Consider the following 24,103-nt stretch of genomic DNA (forward strand, 5'->3'; position numbering starts at 1 on the left):
CGTGAACATCACCGTGCACCGCCCCGGCGAGCTCACCGCGGCCGACCGGGCGGCGTGGACCGCACTGCAGTCCAAGGCCCACCTCGACGGCTCGCCCGAGCTCGCCAACCCCTTCCTCTCCCCCGAGTTCGCGCTCGCGATCGGGCACGAGCGGCGCGGGGTGCGGATCGCCGTCGTGCGCGAGGAGGGCGGGCAAGCCGCGTTCCTGCCCTTCCAGCGGTCCGTGGCCGGTGTCGGCCGCGCCATCGGTCTCGGTGTCTCTGACTGCCAGGGCCTGGTCCACCGGCCGGGTTTCGACTGGGACGCGCGGGACCTGCTGCGGGCCTGCGGCCTCTCGGTGTGGGAGTTCGATCACCTGGTGGGCGGGCAGACACCGTTCGAGGCGAGTGCGTCCGGCTCCTTCCCGTCCCCCGTCATGGACGTCGACCGGGGCTATGAGGCCTATCTGAGCCAACTTCGCACGCGCGCACCGAAGTTCACTCGCACCACACTGGCCAAGGAGCGCAGGCTCGGCCGCGATCACGGCCCCGTCCGTTACGTGCACGACGAGCGCGACCCCGCGGCCCTGGCCACGCTGATGGGCTGGAAGTCCGCGCAGTACCGCAGGACCGGCCGCAGCGACCGCTTCGCGCAGCCGTGGATCGCCCACCTCGCGCGCCGGCTCTTCCACACCCGCTCCGACTCGTTCGCCGGAGCCCTCTCGGTCCTCTACGCCGGGGACGCGCCGGTCGCCGCGCACTTCGGGCTGCGCTCCGAACGGATCCTCGCCTGCTGGTTCCCCGCGTACGACCCGGCGTTCGCCAAGTACTCGCCCGGTCTGGTCCTGCATCTGCGCATGGCCGAGGCCGCGGCGGCCGACGGCATCGCGTACCTCGATCTCGGGCGCGGCCAGAAGGCGTACAAGGACTCCCTCAAGACCCGCGATCTCACCGTCTCCGAGGGGTGGGTGGCGCTCCGCAGCCCGGTGGCGTTCGGACACCTCGCGCGGCGCGCACCGGTCAGGGCACTGCGGAACACCGTGCAATCACGACCGGAATTCTTCGAACCGGCCGACAAACTGCTCAAGCAGGTGGGTCGAATTCGATCTAGAGGCGGGGAATTTCGATCTAGGGGCAAGGAATAAGGCAGTCCGAATGTGATCGCACAGATTACTCAAATCATGAGAAACGTGGGACCACGTTCCAGGTCTTGCCATACAGTCTCAATCATCAATACCGTCGTACATCCACCCGCAACGGTCCATCACGCAATGCGATCCGGGGGAGGGCTCAGGATCGCGGTGGCACCCGAGCGGGGCGCGGTAGGGGGGTGCCGTGCTCGGTGACCGCTCTTCGACCGAGTCACGTCCCGCGCAATGCCAGCTCACTCGACATGCACGGAGATCGATTTCGTCATGCTCAAGTGTGAACCCCCCTTTCGAACCGGATCAATTGCCGGACCGCCCGGGGGCGGGCGGTCCACCGGACGAGAGGGACCACCGGACTCATGAGTTCATTTGTGCGCCCGGCACATGCCGGACAAGACCCGTTGAAAGAGATCGCCGGAAACCCCGGAAACTACCGTCCGATCTCGACGCACTTGGCGATCACACCGCCGGTCAGTGTGGTCATACCCGCCATGAACGAAGCGGAGAATCTGCCGTACGTCTTCAAGACACTGCCCGACTGGATCCACGAGGTGGTCCTCGTGGACGGCAACTCCACCGACGACACGGTCGCCGTGGCCCGCGACCTGTGGCCGGACGTGAAGGTCGTCCGCCAGCTCGGCAAGGGCAAGGGCGACGCGCTGATCACCGGCTTCGCCGCGTGCACGGGCGACATCATCGTGATGGTCGACGCCGACGGCTCGGCCGACGGCCAGGAGATCGTCTCCTACGTCTCCGCCCTCGTCTCGGGCGCGGACTTCGCCAAGGGCTCCCGCTTCGCCAACGGCGGCGGCACGGACGACATGACGCCGATCCGCAAGCTCGGCAACCACGTCCTGTGCTCCGTCGTGAACACCAAGTTCGGGGCCCGCTACACCGACCTGTGCTACGGCTACAACGCGTTCTGGCGGCACTGCCTCGACAAGATCGAGCTCGACTGCACCGGCTTCGAGGTCGAGACCCTGATGAACATCCGGGTCGTCAAGGCGGGGCTCAAGGTCCAGGAGATACCGAGCCACGAGTACCTGCGGATCCACGGCACCAGCAACCTCAGGGCCGTCCGTGACGGCATCCGCGTACTGAAGGTGATCCTCTCGGAGCGCTCCAACCGCGACAGACGCGGCGCGCGGCGCAAGGCCGCCCGCGCCCTGCCTCTCCCCGCGGGGCGGGGAGAGGCGTCTTGAGCGCACAGACCGGCGCAGGGATCTCCGTCGTCGTCTGCGTGTACACGGAGGACCGCTGGGAGGACATCCTCGCGGCGGTCTCCTCGGTCGGCGCGCAGTCGCTGACGGCCCGCGAAACGCTCCTCGTGGTGGACCACAACCCCACGCTCCTCGAACGGCTCACCAAGGAGTACGAGGCGTACGACGGCTCCGGGGACGTGCGGGTGCTCGCCAACGCGGGCCCCCGCGGCCTCTCGGCGGGCCGCAACACCGGGATCGCCGCGGCCCGCGGCGACGTCATCGCCTTCCTCGACGACGACGCCGTCGCCGAACGGGACTGGCTGCGGTACTTCGCCGAAGGGTTCGACGACCCGCGGGTCCTCGCCGTCGGCGGCCGCACCCTGCCCGCCTGGGAGTCCGGCGGGCGGCCCGACTGGTTCCCCGAGGAGTTCGACTGGGTCGTCGGCTGCACGTACAAGGGGCTCCCCCGCGGCCGGGTGCGGGTGCGCAACGTTCTCGGCGGCAACGCCTCGTTCCGGCGCGCCGCGTTCGACGCGGCGGGCGGCTTCGCCACGGGCATCGGACGCGACGGCGACAAGCGTCCGCTGGGCTGCGAGGAGACGGAGTTCTGCATCCGCCTCGCCCGCGCCGTCCCGGACGCCGTCCTACTCATCGACGACCGCGCGGTGATCCACCACCGGGTGCCCGCCGCCCGGGAACGGTTCGGCTACTTCCGTACGCGGACGTACGCGGAAGGCCTCTCCAAGGCGCTCGTCGCCCGCAGCGTCGGCGCGTCGAAGGGCCTCGAGTCCGAACGGCGGTACACCACGCGCGTGCTGCCCTCCGGCGTCGCCCGAGGCCTGCGCGACGCCGCCCTCGGACGGCCCGGTGGCGCGGGCCGCGCGGGGGCCATCGTGGCGGGAGTGCTCACCGCGACGGCAGGGTACGTAGTCGGGAGTGTCCGTGCGCGCAGGGGAGGCGCGGCGTTCTCGGCGGGGCCGGTCGGCGACACCGGCGGGCGTGCCGAAGGCGTGAGGAGCACGGGGGGCGAGGGGGCAGCCGCATGAGCACGGAGACCGTGCCGATCCTGATGTACCACTCCGTGGCGCGCGTGCCGAGCGCCGCGACCCACGCCCTTTCGGTGTCGCCCGACGCCTTCGCACGCCAGATGGAGGTGCTCGGCGAGCGGGGGTTCACGCCGCTCACGACCGCCCAGCTGGCCGCCGCCTGGCGGTCGCCGGGCAAGGCGCTGCCCGAACGGCCCGTCCTGATCACCTTCGACGACGGCTACGAGGGCGTCCACCGGTACGCGCTGCCCGTGCTCTCCGAACACGGCTTCGCGTCGACCCTGTTCGTCTCCACCGGCTGGCTGCGCGGCGCGTACGACACCGGGGGCGGCCTCGACCGCATGCTCGACTGGGACCAGGTCCGCGAACTCGCCGCCGACGGCGCGGAGATCGGCGGGCACAGCCACACACACCCCGAGCTCGACCAGCTGGACGAGGGCGCGCTCCGGTACGAGCTGCGGCGCTGCCGCGACATCGTCGCCGACCAGCTGGGCGCCCGGCCCGTGTCGTTCGCGTACCCCTACGGCTACTCCAGCCGACGGGTCCGTGAACGGGTGCGCGAGACGGGGTTCCGGCAGGCCCTCGCCGTCGGCAACGGCCTGGCCCGCCGCGCCCAGGGGCCATACGCCCTGCGGCGCGTCACCGTGCGCCGCACCACCGGCGCCGAGGAGTTCGAGCGTCTGGTGACAGGACGCGCGCTCGGCCGCACCTTCGCCGAGGACCGCACCCTGACCAAGGGGTACGCCCTGGTCCGCAGAGCCCGACAGGTCCGCCGGAAGGCAATCGGTTCCCGTGTCTGACACGACCACGGCCCATACCGGCGTCTCCGGTCCCGGTTCCGGGGACTCCGGGAAGCGGACACCGGCCGGTACGTCCGGCGGGCGCCGCGGAATGCGCCTGCCCGGCCGCGGCGGCGGCGACAGCCCGCTGTTCCGCAACGCGTACGCGCTGATGCTCAACACCGGTATCTCCGGCGTGCTCGGCGTCGGCTTCTGGCTGGCGGCCGCCCGCTACTACTCGGAGTCTGCGGTCGGCCAGGGATCGGCGGCGATCGCCGCCATGAAGCTCCTCGCGGGGCTCACCGCCGTGACCCTGACGGGCGCCCTGGCACGGTTCATCCCCGTCGCGGGGCGCGCCACGGGCAGGCTCATCTTCCGTACCTACGCGGGCAGTTCGGTGGCGGTGGCACTCGCCGCCGCCGTCTTCCTGCTCACGCTCGATCTGTGGGGGCCGTCGTACCGCTTCCTGCACGGGCCCGTCCACGGCGTCGGCTTCGTGCTCGCCGTCGTGGCCTGGTCGGTCCTGACCCTGCAGGACGGTGTTCTGACGGGGCTGCGCAGCGCGCTCTGGGTGCCCGTCGGCAACACCGTCTTCTCGGTCGCCAAGCTGGGCCTGCTCATCGCGATCGCCGCGGCGATCCCCACCGCCGGTGTCTTCGTCTCCTGGGTCGCCTCGATCCTCGTGTCGGTGATCCCGCTCGGCTGGCTGGTCTTCCGGCGCCTGGTGCCGCGCCATGTGAAGGCCACCGCCGGGAAGGCGCACCCGCCGACGCTGCGCGAGATCGGCCGCTTCCTCGCCGGCGACTACACCGGTTCGCTCTTCTCGCTCGCCGTGGTCTACCTCGTCCCGGTCATCGTCGCCTCGCAGGTCAGCTCGGTCGACAACGCGTACTTCTACATCACCACGACCATCGGCGGCACCGTCAACCTCCTCGCCATCAACATGGGCGCCTCGCTGACCGTGGAGGGCGCGCACGATCCCGCGCTGCTCGCCGCCAACACCCGGGCGGCGCTGCGCCGGATGGCGACGATCATGCTGCCGGTGTGCGCGGTCCTGTTCCTCGCGGCGCCGCTGATCCTGCGCATGTTCGGACAGGGGTACGCGGACGCGGCCACTCCCCTGCTGCGCTGGTTCGCGGTGGGCGCGCTCCTCCGGGTCGTCATGGAGACGTACTTCGCGGTGCAGCGCGCGCAGAGCAAGACCTCCGGGATCGCCTGGCTGCAGGGCCTGCTGTGCGTCCTGGTGCTCGGCCTGACGCTCATCCTGCTGCCGCGCATGGGGCTGACCGGCGCGGGTGTCGCCGAGATCTCCAGCCTCGCCGTGATCGTGGCCGTCGCGGCGCCGAAGCTGTACCGCGTGGTGCGGGCCGCGCCCTCGGCGAAGGCGGAACGCGCGGCGCCCGACGGGGATCTGGCCGACCTGGGGACGCCGGACGCGCCCACGGTGCAGATGCGGGTGGCCGGGGCGACGGGCCGGCGGAGTCCCGGGGCGCACAAGGAGCGGCACGGGACCGCGTGGGCGTTGCGCGAGTCGCTCGACTCGCCGACCCTCCAGCTCGCCGTGCAGCTCGACTTCGACCACCAGGAGCGGCGGCCGGACGTGCGGCCGGGTCCTGGCACGCCTGTCTCGGGCACGCCCGTCTTCACGGCGCCCGCGGCGCGGAGCGAGGGGGACGACGACATGGAGCACCGGCCGACCTGGGCGCTGAGATCCCCTGCCGGGCCGGTGGCGGACAAGGTGCCGCCGGCACCGCCGCGCGAGCCGACGCCAGCGGAGGGGGTGGAGCTCGCGGAGGGGGTGGAGCTCGCGGAACCCGACGCGTCCGGCGCGCCCTTCGAGCCCGAGAAACCCGAGGCTACCGAGGCCCCCGAGGCCCCCGAGGACCAGCGCACCCCCCGCCACAACGTCGTCATCATGGCGATGCTCCTCACCGCCGCGCTCGCCCTCTACTGGCTGCCCGTCCTCCGCCTCGGCGAGCAGGACCTGGACGACATGGGCGGGCTCGGGCTGGTCTCCGTACTGCCGACGCCGACACTGATCGGCGCCGCCCTCCTCGTCGTCGTGTTCGCCGCGCTGCTCTGGATGGACCGGCCGATCAAGAGCCTCCTCCTGGTCACCCTGCTCGCGACCGTCGTGTCGCTGCACGCGCTGCCCGCCGTCGTCGAGTCCGAGCCGCGGTTCGCCACGGCCTGGCAGCACCTGGGTTTCCTGGAGTACATCGACAGGACCGGCACCGCCGTGCCGGACCTGGACGCGCGCTGGAGCTGGCCCGGGTTCTTCGCGGCGGCCGCGTTCGTCGCGAAGGCGTGCGGCGTCTCGGACCTGACCGAGGTGATCCGCTGGTGGCCGACGGTCATCCAACTCCTCTACCTGGCGCCGATGTTCCTGCTCGTGCGCTCCATGCGGGCGGCCTGGCGCGCCAAGTGGACGGGCCTGTGGATCTTCGTCCTGAGCGGCTGGGTGGGACAGGACTACTTCTCGCCGCAGGGCTTCACGTTCCTGCTCTACATCGCCTTCGTCGCCGTCCTGATGGTGTGGTTCCGCGCGCCGCGCATGCTGTGGGCCAAGCGGCGGCCGGGCGAGACGGAGGTCGAGCCGGCGGGCCGCACGGAGCGCGCCGTGCTGCTCCTGGTCCTCATCGGTCTGTTCGCCGCGACGGTCCCCGCCCACCAGCTCACGCCGTTCGTGATGCTCGGCGTCCTCACGGTGCTCGTCCTGGTCGGCCGCTCCGAGCTGCGCGGACTGCCGATCCTGTGCGGCGTGCTCGTCGTCGTCTGGCTGGGCTTCCTCGCCGAACCGTACTGGTCGGGCCACTTCGACGAGCTGTTCGGCGGGGTCGGCGGCGTCGGCGGCAACGTGTCGTCGTCGGTCTCCGGGCGCATCGAGGGCGGCAGTTCGACCCACCGGCTGGTGCTGTACGTGCGCGTGGCGATGGCGGGCGGCGTGCTGGCGTTCGCGTGCTGGGGCTGGTGGCGGCGGCACTTCTACAAGTACGGCGAGCGCTCGCTGCTCGTCCTGACCTTCGTGCCGTTCCTGGGCTTCGGCATGCAGTCGTACGGCGGCGAGATGGCCCTGCGCGTCTTCATGTTCGCGCTGCCGGGTGCCGCCCTGCTCGCCGGTCTCGCGCTGTTCCCGCGCGCGGGCCTCACCCCGGACGAGCGCGACCGCGACCGGGTGAGCCTCGCGCCACTGGCCGCGCTGATGGCCGGGCTCGTCCTGATGGGCGGGTTCCTGGTGGCCCGCTGGGGCAACGAGCCCTTCGAGCGGGTCAGGCCGGGAGAGGTCGCGGCGATGGAGTACCTGTACGCGCACGACGACCCGACGGCGCGGCTCCTGTGGATGAGCGACGACACCGTCGAGAACGTCACCCCGTCGATCCCGTGGGGCGCCCGCGACATGGAGAAGCTGGAGTACGTTCCCACCCCGGCGCCCACCGACCCGGTCCTGGTGTCGGGCCTGGTCAAAGCGCTCAAGGACGCGGGCCCCAACTCGTTTCTGATGATCAACCGCGGCCAGACCACCTATCTGCAGCTGGACGCCGGATACGCGAAGTCGTGGGAGCCGCGCCTCCTCCACCACCTGGACGACCGCGACGACCTCAAGAAGGTCTTCTCCAACGCCGACGCGACCCTCTACACCCTCAGCCGGCAGCCGGACGGCGTGGCCCCGGAGCCCGCCCCGGGCCCCGCCGGGCCGAAGGTGACGTGGACGCCGTGGTCGGTCGTGGGCGGGCTCGCCGCGGTGGCGCTCGTCCTGCTCCTCGGGGCGCGGGAGATGGTGCGGGTCGCGGCGGCGCCGAGCGTGCGGCAGCAGCGGTGGTTGCAGGGCAGCTTCTGGTTCTCGCTGCCGCTGCTCGCGGTGCTGCTGGCCTCGCTGATCCAGCGGTTCGTGACGATGGCGTGAGGAGGGCGCCCGTACGGGCCGGGGGGCGCGGTCAGCGCTTGAGCCACTTCACCTCGTACCCCGCCAGGTCGAGCCGCCGTCCGTCGACGCTCGCGCTGATCCGCCGGTCGCGGGTGTTGACCACGAGGACAGCCTCGTCGTCGGCGAGGACACGGACGTCCTGCCGGTCGTCGGCGGCGACGGACACCTTCTCGTACGTCGTGCCGGGACCGAACTCCCTGCCGAACCGCTCGACGAGGTCCAGCATCGGCAGCTTCCGCCCGCCGTCGGGGAGCTCCGTGGAGGTCCAGAGGCAGCCCGCGCATTTCTTGCCGCGTTTCTGCGGGTTCCAGTAGAAGCCGCTCGTGGCGCCGCCGCGGGCCATCGCCATCAGGCCCGTCGCCTGGACGGCGACGCGGTGCGCCTCGGACCAGTCGTCGCGGTTGTCCTGGCTGTCGCCCGGCTCCACGTAGTACTCGGCCCACCACAGCGGCAGATCGCCGGTCCGCTCCCGCACCCACTTGCCGACGTCCGTGAACTTCTCGGTGGCCCCGAACTCGTCGGGGAGCAGCTCGTCGTCCGCGGTGTAGCTGGAGCCGTCGACGACCACGAAGTCGGCGCCCGCCTTGTGCTTGTTCCAGTAGTCGAAGGCGTCGAGGATCCGCTGGTCCATGCGGCCCCACGGGCCCTTGGGCTCCTTGGCGACGCCCTCGGTCCGGCGCGGGTCGAAGCTGTTCATCACCAGGTAGGGGCCGCCGACCATGATGTCCTCGTCGACCTTCTTGAGCTCTCTGTGGACGAGGTTGTAGAGCTCGGTGTACCCCTCGTAGTCCCAGCGGCCCCGGTCGTCGTTCCAGAAGCCCTTGAACTCGTTCCAGACGACGAAGTGCCGCACGTCCGGGTAGCGCTTCGCGACGGTCGCGGCGAGCTTCGCGAAGTCCTTGTAGTGCGCGCGCTCGGGGGCGGTCTCCAGGGACTGCTGGCTCCAGTCCGTGTTGTCCGCGCCGGGCTCGCCGCCCTTCATCCAGTCGGGCGCGCAGCACAGCGTGACGACGGGGGTGCCCTCGCTCGCCCGGACGAAGTCCATCCGGCGGTCCATCGCCGAGAAGTCGTAACGCCCCTGCACCGGCTCGGGGTTGCCCGCGCCCCAGCCCATGATGTGCTGGATCTGTGGGACGTGCCCACCCTGGTCCGCGAGTTCGGCGCGAACGCGCTCGACGGCCTCGTCGCCGCCGTCGTCCGCGCTGTACTGGGTGTGCGTGAAGCCCCAGCCCACCTGCGGCTCGGCGGCCCCGGGCGGGACGACCGGCGTGCCGTGCACCTTGTCCCCGTCCGGGGTGGTGCCCGCCGTGCTGCCCCGGTCGCCGGGCAACGTGTTGACCAGCGTGATCACCAGGGCGAGTGCCGTCAGACCGACGCCGAGCAGAGCGGCGAGACGCCACCGCCGTGCGGTCCGGTTCCACTCATGTCGTCCCATCGTCGGCAAGGCTAGCGGGGCGGGTCGGCGGCGGAACAGGTTCCGGACGACGGCGCACGGCGGAAAACGGGTGCACAACGGCGCACACGTGCCGGATCATGTCGGCATGTCTGCGAACCCACAGGACGCACTGCCGATCCGGCTCAACGTCGACGACAGCGACTCCCCCACGGATGTCGTGGACGCTCTCTTCCTCGGCCGCTTCGCCACCGGCGAGCAGCCCTTCTCGCACAGCGCCAACATCGACCGCGTCAAGTCCGGTTCCACGCTGCTGCCGCCCGGCGCGAAGGTGCTGCGCGCCGCCCGCGACGACGACCGCAGCGCCACGCTCGCCGAGGGCGAGGGCTGGACGCTGCTGGTCTCGCGCTGGAACCGCGGCGCGGACGTCACGGTGACGGCGACCAGCGCCGAACTCGCCGAGCGGATCCTCGGGCAGGCCACGGACGGCGCGCAGGACGAGCCGGAGCCCCAGCCGGAGAACGTGACGATGGGCTTCTGGTACGTCTCGCCGCGGCGCGGCCCGCACCGCACCACCCGCCAGATCTCGGCCGGTACGTGGGACGAGGTGCGGGCCAACTACACGGCGCCGGTCGCCGACGCCATGGACACCCTGATGAAGACGACCCCCGAGGACATCTCGGGCCGTCTGCTGCTGCTCCACGGCCCGCCGGGCACCGGCAAGACGTCGGCGCTGCGGACGCTCGCGCGCTCGTGGCGCGACTGGTGTCAGGTGGACTGCGTCCTTGACCCGGAGCGCCTCTTCAGCGACGTCGGCTATCTGATGGACATCGCGATCGGGGAGGACGACGGGACGGCAAAGGGCCGCTGGCGGCTGCTGCTCCTCGAGGACTGCGACGAACTGATCCGTGGCGAGGCCAAGCACACGGCGGGCCAGGCCCTCTCCCGGCTGCTCAACCTGACGGACGGCCTGCTCGGCCAGGGCAGGAACGTGCTGGTGGGCGTCACGACCAACGAGGACCTGGAGCGCCTGCACCCCGCGGTGGTCCGCCCCGGCCGCTGCCTGGCCCGCGTAGAGGTGGGCCCGCTGACCCGCCCCGAGGCCGTGGAGTGGCTCGGCACGGAGGAGGGGGTGCCCCGCGAGGGCGCGACCCTCGCGGAACTGTTCGCCCTGCGCCGGGGGACGTCGCCGACGTCGGTGCCGGGGCAGCGGGAGGGGGCGGACGCGGGGCTGTACCTGTAGGCGCGGGTGGCCCTACCCGGAGTTCCCGTATGCCGCGCGCAGCGCGTCCCGCACCGCCGCGAGCGCGGCGTCCTCCGAGAGGCCGAGCCTGCGGGCCCGCTCGGCGTACGCCTGCGCCTCGGCCGACGCGGCCCGTGCGGCCGCGTCCCCCGCCGCCGCGACGAACGTCCCGTTCCGCCCCCGGGTCTCGATGACCCCGTCGGCCTCCAGCGCCCGGTAGGCCTTGGCCACCGTGTTGGCGGCGAGGCCGAGGGTTTCGGCGAGCCCCCGCACGGTCGGCAGCTTGTAACCGGCGGGCAGCGCCCCGGACCTCGCCTGTTCGGCGATCCGGGCGCGCACCTGCTCGTACGGCGCGTCGCTCGCGCCCCCATCGATGTCGATCTTCAGCGTCACAGGGTGATTGTCCCGCACGGGCGCGGGAAACGAGGGGTGGAACGGCCCGCGGAAAATGAGGAGCGGTGCGGCGCGTCCCGCCCGTACCGTGCGGCCCATGACAGTGATCGTCCGAGCCCTCGACGACGGACCGACCAGCGCCGCCGACGACGCGGGTTTCTCCGCCGTACGCCGGGCCTGCGTGCCCGCCATGCTCACCACGCCCGCCGCGGTCGCCTTCGACCGCGCCCACGCCCATCCCGACGCCGGGTACCGGCAGTTGATCGCGGAGACCGGCGGCGAGGTCATCGGCACGGCACAGGTCGGCATCGCCCACGACAGTCCGGAGCCGGGCCAGGGTTTCGCCAACATCTACGTCCATCCCGAGCGGCTCGGCCTGGGCGCCGGGACGCTGCTGCTGCGCACGGCGGAGGAGTACCTCGCCGACGCGGGGGTGCGGGACGTCTACTCGTGGGTCATGGACGAGCCCGCGAACCTCGCCTTCGCCGCCCGCCACGGCTACCGGGCGCGGCGCAGCGCGCACTTCCTCCGCCTCGACCTGGCGCACGGCACGCTGCCGTCCCGCGGCGAGCCCCCGGCCGGAGTGGAGCTGGTGCCCGGGTCGGTGTTCGCGGACGACGCGCGCCCGCTGTTCGCGCTGGACGCGGAGACGGTGGCGGACGAACCCAGTGACGTGGCCGCCGAGTTCACGGACTACGAGCACTGGCTCGCCGAGACCTGGCGCCACCCGTTGGTCAGCCAGGAGCTCACCACGGTGGCGCTCGTGGACGGGCGCCCGGCCTCGTTCAGCCTGGCCCGCACGGACGGCGCGGGGCGCTACGCGTCCAACATGACCGGCACGGCCCGCGCCCACCGCGGCCGCGGCCTGGCCAAGCTCGCCAAGAACGACTCCCTGCACCGGGCCCGCGCGGCGGGCTGCACGGAGGCGTTCACGGGCAACGACGCCGGGAACGAGCCGATGCTGGCGATCAACAAGTGGTTCGGCTACGAGATCTGCGATACGGAGGTCCGCCATGTCCGCACCCTCGGGTGACGACGTGGAGGTCGTGCTCGTCAAGGCGGGCCGCACGAAGATCCGTTACCCCGCGGCGCTGCTGCACGACGACGGCAGCCACATCGCCGTCCGTGCGCCGTGGGCGGCCCCCGGGGTCCGCGACTTCGGCTTCGTGCGCTTCGAGCCGGGCGACACCTTCGTGGAGCACTACTGGCGCGACCGCTGGTACGCGATCAAGGAGGTGTACGCCGCGGACGCCACCCTCAAGGGCTGGTACTGCGACGTGACCCGCCCGGCCGTCCGCGACGGCGCCGTCCTCACGGTCGAGGATCTGGACCTGGACCTGTGGGTCTCGGCCGACCGCGGCACCGTACTGCGCCTGGACGAGGACGAGTTCGCGGAGAGCGGCCTCGCCGCGACGGACCCGGAGGCGGCCACCGCGGCGGTCCACGCCCTGGACGAGCTGGAGGCACTGGCCCTGAGCGCCGCGCCCCGAGGGTCCCAGCTGCCACTGACATTCGGCCCTCGATCAGAAAGCGGGCGCCAAGAGGTCTACGACGTGCCTTGAATGGACATCGGTAAGGCAGGAAGCAGAAGGCAGGGAGGCCGCGATGCGCCGAGTGACCACGCACAAACCCGCCGCCAAGACCGTCAGCCGTCGGGTGCGGGAGCGTCAGGAGGCGGAGTCCCGGCCGCAGGAGAGGCCCGAGGTCCGCAAGGACGTCCAGCGGACGTGGTGGCCGGACGGCTGAGCTGCCGCGGGTGCGACCACACGGTCAGCGGTCCTGGAGCCGCTTGCGGTAGTGGATCCGGTCGTACGGTCCGTCCACGCGGCGCTCGACGACCTCGTACCCGTACCGTTCGTAGATCTTCTGGTTCTCCCACATGAGTGCGTTCGTGTAGAGCCGGATCTCGGGAAGCCCCAGCTGACGCGCGTGGGCTTCCACGAAGGAGAGCAGTCGGCGGCCCACCCCCCGCCCCGCGGCGTCGGGGTGGACCGCGATCGACTCCAGGATGAGCCGCCCTTCGTAGGGGCGCGGGACGAGCACCAGGAGACCCACCACGGGGTCCCCGGTGACGTACACGAAGCCCTCCGCCACATCGGCCGCGTGGTCGGCCTCCATCGGGCGGGGGACGAGCCCGATGCGTTCGATGTAGTGGTGGTACGCCGCGTCGGTGACCGCCCGCACGGCGGGCACGTCGGCGGCGGTGGCGAGGCGGATGTCCGTGGGGCCCTCGGTGGTGGTCATGCCTCTACGTCTACGTCACGGCGTCGCGCCCGCACCACCGCCTTCTTCAACAACGGCCAGGCCACGATCAGGACGACGAGGCCATAGACCGTGACGGAGAACGGCGTGAGGAGCCCGCCCGCGTCGCCGTCGCTGATCTGCAGGGCGCGGCGCAGCTGCTGCTCGGCGTTCGGGCCGAGGATGACGCCGATGACGGCGGGCAGGACCGGCAGTCCGTAGCGCCGCATGCCGAAGCCGATCAGGCCGATGACGAGGAGGACGACGAGGTCGAGCGCCTCGCCGCCGACCGCGTAGGCGCCGACGGCCGCGAAGAAGAGGATGCCCGCGTAGAGGTAGGACCGCGGGATGCGCAGGAGCTTCGCCCAGACGGGGGCGAGCGGCAGGTTGAGGGCCAGCAGGAGCACCATGCCGACGAACAGGGAGGCGATGAGGCCCCAGACGAGGTCCGCCTCGCGTTCGAAGAGGAGCGGGCCCGGCTGGATGCCGTACTGCTGGAACGCGGCGAGCATCACGGCCGCGACGGCGGTCGTGGGCAGGCCGAGCGTCAGCATGGAGACGAGGGTGCCCGCCGCCGACGCGGAGGCCGCGGACTCCGGGCCCGCGACGCCCTCGATGGCGCCCTTGCCCCATTCGTCCTTGTGCTTCGACAGCCGCTTCTCCGTCACGTACGACAGGAACGTCGGGATCTCCGCGCCGCCCGCCGGGATCGCGCCGAACGGGAAGCCGATGAGGGGGCCGCGCAGCCAGGACTTCCAGGTCCGCCTCACGTCGTCCCCGCCGAGCCAGGGCCGGCCCACGGGGATCGCCTGTCCGCTGGTGCGGCGCAGGTGGGCGGCGACCCACAGTGCCTCGCCGATGGCGAAGAGGCCCACCGCGACGATGACGACGTCGATGCCGTCGGCGAGCTGGAGCGAGCCGAAGGTGAGCCGCTGCTGGCCCGTCATCTGGTCGAGGCCGACCAGGCCGATGGTCAGGCCGATGAGGAGCGAGGCGAGGCCGCGGATGCGGGACGAGCCGAGCACGGAGGTGACGGCGATGAACGCGAGCACCATGATGGCGAAGTAGTCGGGCGCGCCGATGTCGACGGCGAGGTCGGCGACGGTGGGGGCGAGCGCGACCAGGAGCAGCGTGCCGATCATGCCGCCGGCGAAGTGTCCGATGGCGGCGGCCGCGAGGGCCTGGGCGCCGCGGCCCGCCTTGGCCATCGGGTGGCCTTCCATCGCGGCGACGACGGCGGCGCTCTCGCCGGGTGTGTTGAGCAGGATGGAGGTGGTCGAGCCGCCGAACATGGCGCCGTAGTAGATGCCGGCGAACATGATGAAGGCGCCGGTCGGTTCGAGTCCGTACGTCACGGGGAGCAGCAGCGCGACGGCCATCGCGGGCCCGATGCCGGGAAGCACGCCGATCGCGGTCCCGAGGAGCACGCCGACGGCGGCCCACAGGAGGTTGACCGGGGTCAGGGCCGTGCCGAAGCCGTCCATGAGGGAGGTGAAGGCGTCCATGTCACAGCACTCCCATCAGGGGGCCGCCCGGCAGGGGCACGCCGAGCAGGTTGTTGAAGATCTCGTACGTGACGACGGAGAGCCCGGCGGCGATGAGCGGGTCGCGGTCGAGGTGGCGGCTGCCGAGTGCGTAGGCGGCGCCCCAGAAGAGCAGCGCCCCCGCGATGGGGAAGCCGACGGGTTCGATGAGGACGGCGGTGGCGAGGAAGACCCCGGCGAGGAGCAGCACGGTGCGCCAGTCGGCGGGTTCGGACAGGTCGACGTCCTCGCCGCCCTCGGCTTCGCCGCGCCCGCCGCGCAGGACGTCGACGGCGAGCAGGAGCGCGACGACGAGCAGCCCGGCGCCGACCACGATGGGCACGGTCTTCGGGCCGATGGGCCCGCGCTGGGCGATCTCGACGTCCATGGTGAGGGCGTCGGTGAGGACGAGCGTGCCGAGCGCGAGCAGCAGGACGCAGACGCCGAGCTCGGAGTGCTCGCGCAGCCAGGCGCGGCGACCGCGCGGTGCGTCGGGGGTGCCGGGGCGGTCGGGAACTCCGGTCGTGGTCACAGCCCCAGCTCCTTCAGTACGGAGACGACGCGCCGGTCCTGGGCGTCCAGGAAGTCGCCGAACTTCTCTCCGGTGAGGAAGGCGTCGTCCCATCCGTTCTTCTTCAGGGACTCTCGCCACTCCTCGGAGGCGTGCAGCTTCCTGACGAGCCCGATGAGCTTCTTGCGCTCGGCGTCGCTGAGTCCTGGTGGGGCGACGATGCCGCGCCAGTTGGTGAAGTCCACGTCGTAGCCGGACTCCTTGAGGGTGGGCCCGTCCAGGCCCTTGACCCGCTCGGGTCCGGTGACGGCGAGGAGCCGGAGTTCCCCCGACCTGATCTGGTCGAGGTACTCACCGACCCCCGAGACCCCGAAGGCGACCTTGTTCCCGAGGATGGAGGCGAGAAGTTCCCCGCCGCCGTCGAAGGGCACGTAGTTGACCTTCTTCGGGTCGATGCCGGCGGCGCGGGCCATGAGCATCGGGGCGAGGTGGTCGGGCCCGCCGGGTGAGGATCCCCCGCCCACAGGCACCTTGCCCGGGTTCTCCTTCCAGGCGTCGACGAGCTGCCCGATGGTCTTGTACGGGGAGTTCTTGGCGACCACGACGACGTCCTGCTCCTCGGTGAGCCGGGCGATGGGGGTCGTGTCGGCGAGGGTCTTGGGCGAGTCGTTGGAGCGGGCGGCGCCGACGACGCCGAGGCCCATGGACATGGCGAGCTTGCCGTTGCCGTGCTCGCCGACGAGGCGGGTCAGGCCGACGGTACCGCCCGCGCCGGGCAGGTTGAACACCTCGATGTTGTGGGTGAGTCCGGCGTCCTCGGCGTTCTTCGCGGCGGTGCGCGCGGTGATGTCGTAGCCGCCGCCGGGCGTGTTGGGGACCATGAAGCGCAGGCCGGGGATCTGTGTGCCGGTGTCGGCGCCGCTGCCCGTGGTGAGCAGCGGCGGCGCCACGAGCACGAGGAGTGCGGCCCCGGACAGGGCGAGGGGGGTGCGCAGGCGCACGTGTGCCACCACCTGTCGGCGTGTAGTCGGTCGGGAGACGAGCTCTGAGGTGGCCCACATGTTGCCCGGGTGTTAACAACCTGTCGCTCTTCCGGAATCAACGGACGTTGTGGTCGTTGTGGTCGCGCCCATAGCCTGCGGCGATGACGAGGGTGCTGGTCGTGGACGACGACTTCATGGTCGCCAAGCTGCACAGTCGGTACGTCGCGGCGGTGCCCGGCTTCACCGTGGCCGGGGTCGCCCACAGCGGCACGGAGGCACTGCGCCTCGCCGGGGACGTGCGCCCCGACCTCGTCCTCCTCGACGTGTACCTGCCCGACATGGACGGCATCGCGGTCCTGCGCGAGTTGCGGGCGGCCGAGGAGCGGGAGCCGGGGCGCGTGCCGGTGGACGCCCTGTTCATCACGGCGGCGCGGGACGCGGAGGTGGTGCGGGCGGCGCTGCGGGCGGGCGCGCTGCACTACCTCATCAAGCCCTTCAATCAGGCCGCACTCCAGGAGCAGTTGCGCCACGTCGCCGCGCTGCGGGCCCGCCTGGACGGCCTGGCGGAGGCCCGCCAGGAGGACGTCGACCAGATCTTCGGCACGCGTCCGCCCGGCTCCCGGGAACTCCCCAAGGGCCTGGCCGCCCACACGGCGGACCTGGTGGAACAGACCCTCCGCGACCACCCGTCCGGCCTCTCGGCCTCGGAGTGCGCCGAGGCAGGCGCCCTCTCCCGTGTGAGCGCCCGCCGCTATCTGGAGTTCTTCGCGGCCACGCGCCGGGCGGAGGTGTCGCTCCGGTACGGGGGGACGGGGCGGCCGGAGCGGCGGTACCGGTGGCTGGGTGAGGGCAATTCGGGCACGACCTGAGCGGAGTCCGAAGGCTCCCTTAAAGCGACCATAAGGATCTCCCTTCCCCGTCCCCAGCAGGGGATTTCGCGGATTTCAGGGGCTAGTTTTCTGGTCGCCGGGGCGGTGACGAACCGTCGGTGCCGCTGGTGCTCGGGGGGCCGTGCCGCCCGTTCGCCACTGCCCCGTGTCCCCCTGAACCGCCGTTTGAGGAGAACCCCCATGTCTGCACGCCGCAAGGTCGCAAGCCTCGCCGCCGTCGGTGTCGCGCCGCTCGCCCTGACCGCCCTCTCGGTCACGCCCGCCGCCGCGCACGGGTCGATGACGGACCCGGTCAGCCGGGTCTCCGCCTGCTTCCAGGAGGGGCCCGAGTCGCCCAAGTCGGCCGCCTGCAAGGCAGCCGTCGCGGCCAGTGGCGCTCAGGCCTTCTACGACTGGAACGGCGTGAACATCGCCAACGCCGCGGGGAAGTCGAAGGAGATCATCCCGGACGGGAAGCTGTGCAGCGCCGGGAACGACAAGTACAAGGGGCTCGACCTGCCGCGCGGCGACTGGCCGTCCAGCAAGCTGTCCGCGGGCAACCACACGTTCCGCTACAAGGGCACCGCCCCGCACAAGGGCTCCTTCGAGCTGTTCGTCACGAAGGAGTCGTACGACCCGTCGAAGCCCCTGAAGTGGTCGGACCTGGAGGAGAAGCCCTTCGTCAAGGTCACCGACCCGAAGATGGAGAACGGCGACTACGTCTTCGACGGCAAGATCCCCGCCCGTGAGGGCCGCCACCTGATCTACTCGATCTGGCAGCGCTCCGATTCCCCCGAGGCCTTCTACACCTGCTCCGACGTCGTCTTCGGGAAGGACAGCGGTAGTTCGGGCGGCAGCGCCCCGGCCCCGGCCGCCTCCGCGCCCACCGACCAGGACATCGCGGCCGGCGCCGACAAGTCCTCCGTCGAGCACCACGGCCACGGGGACTCCGACGCCGAGACGGGCGCCGAGGCCACCGGCGCCGCGCCCGCCGCTCCGGTCGCGGACGCGGACGAGGCGGCCGGTGACAACCGGCCGGAGGTGAACGGCGGCGCCGAGAAGCCGGTCACCACGGCGAACGACAACCTCGCCGAGACCGGCGGCGACAGCACCACGCCGTACATCGCCATGGGCGGCGCCGCCATCCTGGCCGTCGGTGCCGCGGCGATGTTCGCCACGACCCGCCGTCGGGCCGCCGGACGCCACGGCCGCTGAGGGCCTGTGCCGTAACCCCGGACCAGTCAGCGGAGACGGCGCCGGGCGCGTGTCACGACAGGCACGTGCTCGGCGTCGCGTGCGCCGGGTCCAGGGCGTTCGCCACCTCGTGGTGGGCGACGCGGTCCAGGATGCCGATCGCGACGTGCTCGGACAGGGCGACGGGGCACAGGTCCTGGAGGGTGACGTTGCGGACGTCCGGGCCGTTCAGGAACTGGGAACGGTACGGGGTGACGACCTCGTCGTACTTGGTGGCGATGACGGTGTAGCGCACGCCGGGCACCGTGTCGCCGCCCTCGTTGAGCCTGGTCAGGAAGGGTGAGCCCGCGACCTGGTCGGCGAGGCTCGGGGTCTTGGTGGTCAGCAGGTCCTCGATGCCGGGGAAGTACGGCAGCAGCCTGGTGAGGCCGAGCAGCGTGGTGCCGTGGTTGTCGGGGGCGAGGCCGATCAGGGCGTTCACCTCGGCGGCGCCGCCGAGGAACTTGAGGTAGTGGCGCGGCATCATGCCTCCCTGCGAGTGTCCGACGAGGTCTACCTTCTTCGCGCCCGTCGAGGCGAGCACCTTGTCGACGAAGACGTCGAGCTGCTCCGCCGACTTGGCGATGGGGCCGAGTCCGTTGAAGAACGGGACGCCCGGCAGCTGGCCGTAGTCCAGGGAGTAGACGCAGTAGCCGCGCTTGACCAGGTATGGCGCGAGGACGAGCCAGTTGTCGACGGAGTTCCCGAACGTGCCGTGCACGAGGACGACCGGGCGGGGGTGGGCGGCGGACGGCTTGCAGTCGTAGTCGTTCCAGCCGCGGGACGTGGCGGGTGCGGTGGACGTCGTGTCGGCGGTGGCCGTGGCGGGGGTGAGGGTGACCGCGCCCGTGACGAGCAGGGCGGCGGCGAGCGCGCGCAGCGCTCGTCTCCAGGGCAGCATCGTGTGATCTCCTCGCGGCTCGGGGAGTGCGCTCAAGGGGAGGTGCGGTGGCGGTACGCCCTGTGACCCGGATCAGCAGGATGCCGTGCTCACGTCAAATTACGCGCGAGTAGGTGAAGAGTGAAGCGGCGCGTCGCAAAAAGTTCCAGCGTTCACTGGCGCGGTCACGACGCGGGCCCCGGCGCCGTCACGCCGCCAGCGTCCCCGGCACGATCGCGCCCGGACCGAACTTCGCCCGCGCCCGGTCCGCGACCTCCTCGATGCGACGCGTCTTCTCGTCCGTCGGGTCGAACGACAGCTGGTGGGTGGCGTGTTCGGCGGGGGCGAGGCCCTCGGCGCGCAGGGAGAGGGCGCGCACCCTGGCCCGCTGGAGGCCCAGCGCGTCGTACATGCGGTACGCGGTCCTGGCCAGCTCGGTGGAGTGGGCGGTCTGCTCGGGAAGAGCCTTGGAACGGGTGGTCGTGGACCGGTCGGCGTACCGCACCGTGAGGACCAGCGTGCGGCACACCTGGTCCTCGTCGCGCATCCGCGCCCCCAGTTCCTCCGCGCCGGAGAGCAGCGCGCGCCGGTGCCGGAAGGGGTCGAGCTCGTCGCGGGGGAAGGGCCGTTCGACGGAGAGCGAGCGCGCGGCGGCGTTCGGCACGACCCGGGTGCGGTCGATGCCCCGCGCCTTCTCGCTCAGCTCGCGGCCCGCACGGGCGCCGACCAGCCGCTGCAGGGTGGACAGAGGTGCGGCGCCGACCTTCCCGAGGGAGTCGAGGCCGTACTCGCAGAGGGTGCGGGCGGTGGCGCGGCCGATGCCGGGCAGCTCGCCGACCGGCCGCTCGGCGAGGAACTCCCTTACGCCGTCCTCCCCTTCGGGCACCGAGCGGGTCACGCCGGGGGCGGCGCCGCGCGCGGCCATCCGCGCCAGCATCGGGCCAGGCCCGGCGCCGATCGCGCACTCCACCCCGTACAGCGCGAGCGCCCGCACCCGGATCAGCGCGGCGAGGCCGACGGCGCTCCGTCCGAAGTACCGCCGCGCTCCCCGTACGTCGACGAGCGCGGCGTCGGGCGGAAGAGCCTCGACCTGCGGGGTGAACTCACCGAGCAGGGCGATGAGTTGAGGCAGGAGCGCTTCGTGCATGGGCGGCAGCAGGAAGCGCACGTAGAGGGTGGTGACGCCGTCGCTCGTCCCGCGCTCGCCATCGCTCGTCCCGCGCTCGCCGTCGTTCATCCCGCGCTCCCCGAACTCTGGTGCCACAGCTTCCTTGTCGTCGCCGTCCCTTCGCCCGCCGGACGCAGGTCCGCCCAGGGGTGCATCTCGAAGCCGTTGGCCAGACGGATGCGGCGGCCACCAGCCGGACTCCCGCCCCCTTCTTCCCCCTCGGGGCCCGGCTCCGCCAAGCGCAGCGCCACCGCATCGAGACCCCCCTCCGCCCGCACCTCCGCCAGCTCCGCCAGATTCCACGCCGCCGCGCCCACCACGCTGAGGCTGCGCGGCCCGCGGCGCTGCACCACGCCGCGCACGAGCAGCAGCCAGGAGTGGAAGACGGTGTGCGCGCACCGCTCGTGGGCGTCGTCGAAGAAGGCCAGGTCGATCAGGCCCGTGCCGTCGTCCAGGGTGGTGAAGATGACGCGCTTGCCGGAGCGGATCGGCGGGGTCTGCGTGGCGGCCTTGGCGCCCGCGACCAGGACGGTCGCCCCGTGTTCGGCCTCGCGCAGGCGCCGGGCGCTGAGCGCGCCGAGCTCGTCCAGGAAGGCGCGGTGGTCGGCCATGAGGTGACGCGAGGAGTCCATGCCGAGGACGCCGAGTTCGGCGCTGAGCCGCTCCGCGTCGTCCAGGTCGGGCAGGCCCGCGGGCGCCGTCTTCCGGCCGCCCGCCAGGGGCAGTTGGGCACCGGCCGCGCCGCGCGCGCCGCGCCGCAGCTCGGCCAGGTGCAGCTGCAGGTCGCGGCGGTTGGCGCCGAACGCGTCGAGCGCGCCGACCTGGGCGAGCCGCTGGGCGACCGGCTTGGAGGGCCTGGCGCGCTCCCAGAAGTCGACGAGCGAGGTGTAGGGCTGCCCGTCGGCGATCCGGGCGGCCTCGGCCTCGCTGATGCCGTGCACGTCGGAGAGCGCGAGCCGCAGCCCCCACCGGTCCGGCGCACCCTCAGAACCGGACACCAGTTCGATACGATGAGCGACCGCCGACCGGTTCACGTCCAGGGGAAGGATCGGCACTCCGCGCCGCCGCGCGTCCGCGAGCAGCAGCCGCTTCGGGTACATGCCGGGGTCGTGCGTGAGCAGCCCGGCGTAGAACGCGGCCGGATGGTGGGCCTTCAGCCACGCCGACTGGTAGGTGGGCACGGCGAAGGCCACCGCGTGCGCCTTGCAGAAACCGTACGAGCCGAAGGCCTCGACGATCCCCCAGGTGCGGCCGATGGTCTCCGCGTCGTACCCCCTGGCCGCCGCGTGCTGCGCGAACCAGAAGCGGATCCGGCCCTGCGACTCGGGGTCGGAGAGCCCGCGCCGCACCCGGTCCGCCTCGTCGCGCCCGCAGCCGGTCATGATGTCGACGATCTGGATGACCTGCTCGTGGAAGACGACGACGCCGTACGTCTCCTTCAGGGGCTCCGCGAGGTCGGGGTGGGGGTAGCGGACGGGCGCGCGGCCGTGCCGGGACTCGATGAAGGGCCGCACCATGTCGGCGGCGACCGGGCCAGGACGGAACAGCGAGATGTCGACCACCAGGTCGTGGAAGGTCGCCGGCTGGAGCCGCCCGACCAGGTCGCGCTGGCCCGGCGACTCGATCTGGAAGCAGCCCAGCGTCTCGGTGGACTGGATGAGCCGGTACGTCGCCGGGTCGCCCGGCTCCACCGCGTCCAGGTCGACCCGCTCCCCCGTGGCCCGCTCGACCTCCGCCACCGCGTGCGCCATCGCCGACTGCATCCGCACGCCGAGCACGTCCAGCTTGAGCAGGCCGAGGTCCTCGACGTCGTCCTTGTCGAACTGCGACATGGGCAGGCCCTCGCCGCTGGTCGGCATGACGGGGGTGCGGTCGAGCAGCGAGGCGTCGGAGAGCAGCACCCCGCACGGGTGCATGGCGACCCCGCGCGGCAGCGCGTCCAGCGCCTCGACGAGGTCCCACAGCCGGTCGCGGTCGCCCAGTTCCTCGGCGATCTCCCGGAGTTCGGGCAGCTCCTTCATCGCGGAGCGGGCGTCGCGGGCGCGGATGTGCGGGAAGGCCTTGGCGATCCGGTCGATGTCGGCCGGGTCCATGGAGAGGGCGGCGCCCACGTCGCGTATGGCGTGGCGCACCCGGTACGTCTCGGGCATGGCGACCGTCGCGACGCGCTCGGGGCCGAAGCGGTCGATGATCGCGCGGTAGACCTCCAGGCGGCGGGCCGACTCGACGTCGATGTCGATGTCCGGCAGGACGTGCCGCCGCTTGGACAGGAACCGCTCCATGAGCAGCCCGTGCTCGACGGGGTCGGCGTGCGCGATGCCGATGAGGTGGTTGACCAGGGACCCGGCGCCGGAGCCGCGCGCCGCGACGCGGATGCCGAGGCCCCGCACGTCGTCGACGACCTGGGCCACGGTCAGGAAGTACGAGGCGTATCCGTGGTGGTCGATGATGTCCAGCTCGTGGTGCATCCGCTCCCAGTAGTCGCGCCGGGAGTCGTAGCCGCGCAGCACCATGCCCGCCGCGGCCCGCGAGGCGAGGACGCGCTGCGCGGTGCGGCGCCCGGCGCCGACGAGGTGCGGTTCGGGGAAGTGCACGGAGCCGATGCCGATGTCGTCCTCGGGGTCGACGAGGCATTCGGCGGCGGCCACCCCGGTCTGTTCGACGAGGCGGTGGGCGGTGTCGCGGCGGAAGCCCGCCGCCTCGACGACGCGTTCGGCGACCTGCAGCATGGCGTCGGTGCCCTTCAGCCACCGCTCGCCGCTGTCGAGTTCCTTGGTCGGGTCGACGGGGACGAGGCGGCGGGCGGCGTCGAGGACGTCGGCGACCGGGCCCTGGCCTGGGTCGGCGTAGCGCACGGCGTTGCTCAGGACGGGGCGTACGCCCTGTTCGGCGGCGAAGCCGACGGTGCGCGCGGCCAGGCGCAGGGAGCCGGGGCCCGTGCCCTCGCGGCCGTGCCAGACGGATTCAAGGCGCAGCGCGTCGCCGTACCGCTCGCGCCAGGGGGCGAGGAGGCGGGCTGCCCGGTCGGGGCGGCCCGCGGCGAGCGCGCGCCCCACGTCGGAGGCGGGGCCGAGCAGCACGGTGAGGCCTTCGCCGTGGTTCTCCTGCCACGGCAGGACGGGCTGCCCCTGTCCCTGCCCCTGTGCCGTGCCGTCGCGGTGCGCGGCGGTGACCAGGCGGCAGAGCGCGGCCCAGCCGGTGGCGCCGTCCCTGGCGAGGAAGGTGACGCGGGGCGTCGACTCGTCGATGAAGGCGCCGCCGCGCACGGGGGCCCGCCGGTGCTCGCCCCTCGTGGGTGCGGGCGCGCCCACGGCGAGTTCGGCCCCGAACAGTGGCCGTACGCCCGCCTTGGCCGCGGCCTTGGCGAACCGGACGGTGCCCGCGAGGGTGTCCCGGTCGGTGAGCGCGAGGGCGTCCATGCCGCGTTCGGCGGCGCGCTCGGCGAGCCGCTCCGGGTGCGAGGCGCCGTACCGCAGGGAGAAACCGGAGACGGTGTGCAGATGCGTGAACCCGGGCACACGCACCTCCTGACACTCCGAACCGATCCGATCTGGCCATCCCCCGTCTCCACCATAGACCAGTTTCGAA

The 24,103-nt window shown here is 72.2% G+C and carries 20 protein-coding genes; 11 read left to right on the forward strand and 9 right to left on the reverse strand.

Features of this window, described 5'->3' with window-relative positions; genetic code table 11:
* The first annotated feature begins 1 nt into the window (after position 1).
* The 5 genes from DEJ47_RS07340 to DEJ47_RS07360 all read left to right on the forward strand — a co-directional run bounded on the left by DEJ47_RS07340 (position 2) and on the right by DEJ47_RS07360 (position 8,057).
* Complete coding sequence (locus tag DEJ47_RS07340; RefSeq protein WP_150166089.1) at positions 2 to 1,123, forward strand: GNAT family N-acetyltransferase; 1,122 nt, start codon at positions 2 to 4, stop codon at positions 1,121 to 1,123.
* A gap of 362 nt (positions 1,124 to 1,485) precedes the next feature.
* On the forward strand, positions 1,486 to 2,328 hold the full coding sequence (locus DEJ47_RS07345) for a glycosyltransferase family 2 protein (RefSeq protein WP_150166091.1): 843 nt from the start codon (positions 1,486 to 1,488) through the stop codon (positions 2,326 to 2,328).
* Complete coding sequence (locus DEJ47_RS07350) at positions 2,325 to 3,374, forward strand: glycosyltransferase family 2 protein (protein WP_150166093.1); 1,050 nt, start codon at positions 2,325 to 2,327, stop codon at positions 3,372 to 3,374. The genes DEJ47_RS07345 and DEJ47_RS07350 overlap by 4 nt, the downstream gene beginning before the upstream one ends.
* A complete protein-coding gene (locus DEJ47_RS07355; protein ID WP_190415316.1) occupies positions 3,371 to 4,174 on the forward strand; it encodes a polysaccharide deacetylase family protein in 804 nt (267 codons plus the stop codon). Before DEJ47_RS07350 ends, DEJ47_RS07355 begins: the two co-directional genes overlap by 4 nt.
* On the forward strand, positions 4,167 to 8,057 hold the full coding sequence (locus DEJ47_RS07360) for a lipopolysaccharide biosynthesis protein (RefSeq protein WP_398338768.1): 3,891 nt from the start codon (positions 4,167 to 4,169) through the stop codon (positions 8,055 to 8,057). The genes DEJ47_RS07355 and DEJ47_RS07360 overlap by 8 nt, the downstream gene beginning before the upstream one ends.
* A gap of 31 nt (positions 8,058 to 8,088) precedes the next feature.
* Here DEJ47_RS07360 and DEJ47_RS07365 read toward each other — a convergent pair whose 3' ends face one another.
* Positions 8,089 to 9,513, reverse strand: a complete 1,425-nt coding sequence (locus DEJ47_RS07365) for a GH39 family glycosyl hydrolase (protein WP_150166094.1) — start codon at positions 9,511 to 9,513, stop codon at positions 8,089 to 8,091.
* Positions 9,514 to 9,619: 106 nt separating this feature from the next.
* On the opposite strand from DEJ47_RS07365, the gene DEJ47_RS07370 reads away from it, so the two are divergent.
* Positions 9,620 to 10,714 carry a DUF5925 domain-containing protein gene (locus tag DEJ47_RS07370; RefSeq protein WP_150166096.1) on the forward strand — a complete coding sequence of 365 codons (1,095 nt, stop codon included), beginning with the start codon at positions 9,620 to 9,622 and terminating at the stop codon, positions 10,712 to 10,714.
* 12 nt (positions 10,715 to 10,726) lie between these two features.
* On the opposite strand, the gene DEJ47_RS07375 is transcribed toward DEJ47_RS07370, so the two are convergent.
* Entirely contained in the window at positions 10,727 to 11,107 is a 381-nt protein-coding gene (locus DEJ47_RS07375; RefSeq protein ID WP_190415318.1) for a GntR family transcriptional regulator, read from the reverse strand.
* A gap of 97 nt (positions 11,108 to 11,204) precedes the next feature.
* On the opposite strand from DEJ47_RS07375, the gene DEJ47_RS07380 reads away from it, so the two are divergent.
* The 3 genes from DEJ47_RS07380 to DEJ47_RS36350 are packed head-to-tail and all read left to right on the forward strand — an operon-like array spanning position 11,205 to position 12,853.
* The gene (locus tag DEJ47_RS07380; protein WP_150166100.1) at positions 11,205 to 12,140 is read left to right on the forward strand and encodes a GNAT family N-acetyltransferase; all 936 of its coding nucleotides are present in this window, start codon (positions 11,205 to 11,207) and stop codon (positions 12,138 to 12,140) included.
* Positions 12,121 to 12,669 carry a DUF402 domain-containing protein gene (locus DEJ47_RS07385; RefSeq protein ID WP_150166102.1) on the forward strand — a complete coding sequence of 183 codons (549 nt, stop codon included), beginning with the start codon at positions 12,121 to 12,123 and terminating at the stop codon, positions 12,667 to 12,669. The genes DEJ47_RS07380 and DEJ47_RS07385 overlap by 20 nt, the downstream gene beginning before the upstream one ends.
* A 43-nt stretch (positions 12,670 to 12,712) precedes the next feature.
* Entirely contained in the window at positions 12,713 to 12,853 is a 141-nt protein-coding gene (locus DEJ47_RS36350) for a hypothetical protein (RefSeq protein ID WP_165283996.1), read from the forward strand.
* Positions 12,854 to 12,877: 24 nt separating this feature from the next.
* On the opposite strand, the gene DEJ47_RS07390 is transcribed toward DEJ47_RS36350, so the two are convergent.
* From DEJ47_RS07390 to DEJ47_RS07405, 4 genes are read right to left on the reverse strand one after another with little or no spacing between them, the layout of a single operon-like run.
* On the reverse strand, positions 12,878 to 13,351 hold the full coding sequence (locus tag DEJ47_RS07390) for a GNAT family N-acetyltransferase (RefSeq protein WP_150166104.1): 474 nt from the start codon (positions 13,349 to 13,351) through the stop codon (positions 12,878 to 12,880).
* Positions 13,348 to 14,853: a tripartite tricarboxylate transporter permease gene (locus DEJ47_RS07395; protein ID WP_150166106.1), complete on the reverse strand. Its 1,506-nt coding sequence runs from the start codon at positions 14,851 to 14,853 to the stop codon at positions 13,348 to 13,350. Before DEJ47_RS07395 ends, DEJ47_RS07390 begins: the two co-directional genes overlap by 4 nt.
* Before the next feature lies 1 nt (position 14,854).
* Positions 14,855 to 15,403: a tripartite tricarboxylate transporter TctB family protein gene (locus tag DEJ47_RS07400; RefSeq protein ID WP_223828262.1), complete on the reverse strand. Its 549-nt coding sequence runs from the start codon at positions 15,401 to 15,403 to the stop codon at positions 14,855 to 14,857.
* Complete coding sequence (locus DEJ47_RS07405; protein ID WP_150166110.1) at positions 15,400 to 16,383, reverse strand: Bug family tripartite tricarboxylate transporter substrate binding protein; 984 nt, start codon at positions 16,381 to 16,383, stop codon at positions 15,400 to 15,402. Before DEJ47_RS07405 ends, DEJ47_RS07400 begins: the two co-directional genes overlap by 4 nt.
* A gap of 143 nt (positions 16,384 to 16,526) precedes the next feature.
* Here DEJ47_RS07405 and DEJ47_RS07410 point away from each other — a divergent pair, with 143 nt between their 5' ends.
* Positions 16,527 to 17,234 (forward strand): response regulator, encoded by a 708-nt coding sequence (locus tag DEJ47_RS07410; RefSeq protein ID WP_150166112.1) that lies wholly within the window; start codon positions 16,527 to 16,529, stop codon positions 17,232 to 17,234.
* A gap of 201 nt (positions 17,235 to 17,435) precedes the next feature.
* Positions 17,436 to 18,449 (forward strand): lytic polysaccharide monooxygenase, encoded by a 1,014-nt coding sequence (locus tag DEJ47_RS07415; RefSeq protein ID WP_150166114.1) that lies wholly within the window; start codon positions 17,436 to 17,438, stop codon positions 18,447 to 18,449.
* A 52-nt stretch (positions 18,450 to 18,501) separates the two neighbouring features.
* Here DEJ47_RS07415 and DEJ47_RS07420 read toward each other — a convergent pair whose 3' ends face one another.
* The 3 genes from DEJ47_RS07420 to DEJ47_RS07430 all read right to left on the reverse strand — a co-directional run bounded on the left by DEJ47_RS07420 (position 18,502) and on the right by DEJ47_RS07430 (position 24,033).
* Positions 18,502 to 19,368 (reverse strand): esterase/lipase family protein, encoded by an 867-nt coding sequence (locus DEJ47_RS07420; RefSeq protein WP_150166116.1) that lies wholly within the window; start codon positions 19,366 to 19,368, stop codon positions 18,502 to 18,504.
* A gap of 187 nt (positions 19,369 to 19,555) precedes the next feature.
* Complete coding sequence (locus DEJ47_RS07425; protein ID WP_150166118.1) at positions 19,556 to 20,584, reverse strand: DNA polymerase thumb domain-containing protein; 1,029 nt, start codon at positions 20,582 to 20,584, stop codon at positions 19,556 to 19,558.
* Positions 20,581 to 24,033: a DNA polymerase III subunit alpha gene (locus DEJ47_RS07430; protein ID WP_150166120.1), complete on the reverse strand. Its 3,453-nt coding sequence runs from the start codon at positions 24,031 to 24,033 to the stop codon at positions 20,581 to 20,583. The genes DEJ47_RS07425 and DEJ47_RS07430 overlap by 4 nt, the downstream gene beginning before the upstream one ends.
* Between the last annotated feature and the right edge of the window lie 70 nt (positions 24,034 to 24,103).

It is taken from the genome of Streptomyces venezuelae, assembly GCF_008642355.1.
Taxonomy (GTDB): Bacteria; Actinomycetota; Actinomycetes; order Streptomycetales; family Streptomycetaceae; genus Streptomyces; species Streptomyces venezuelae_B.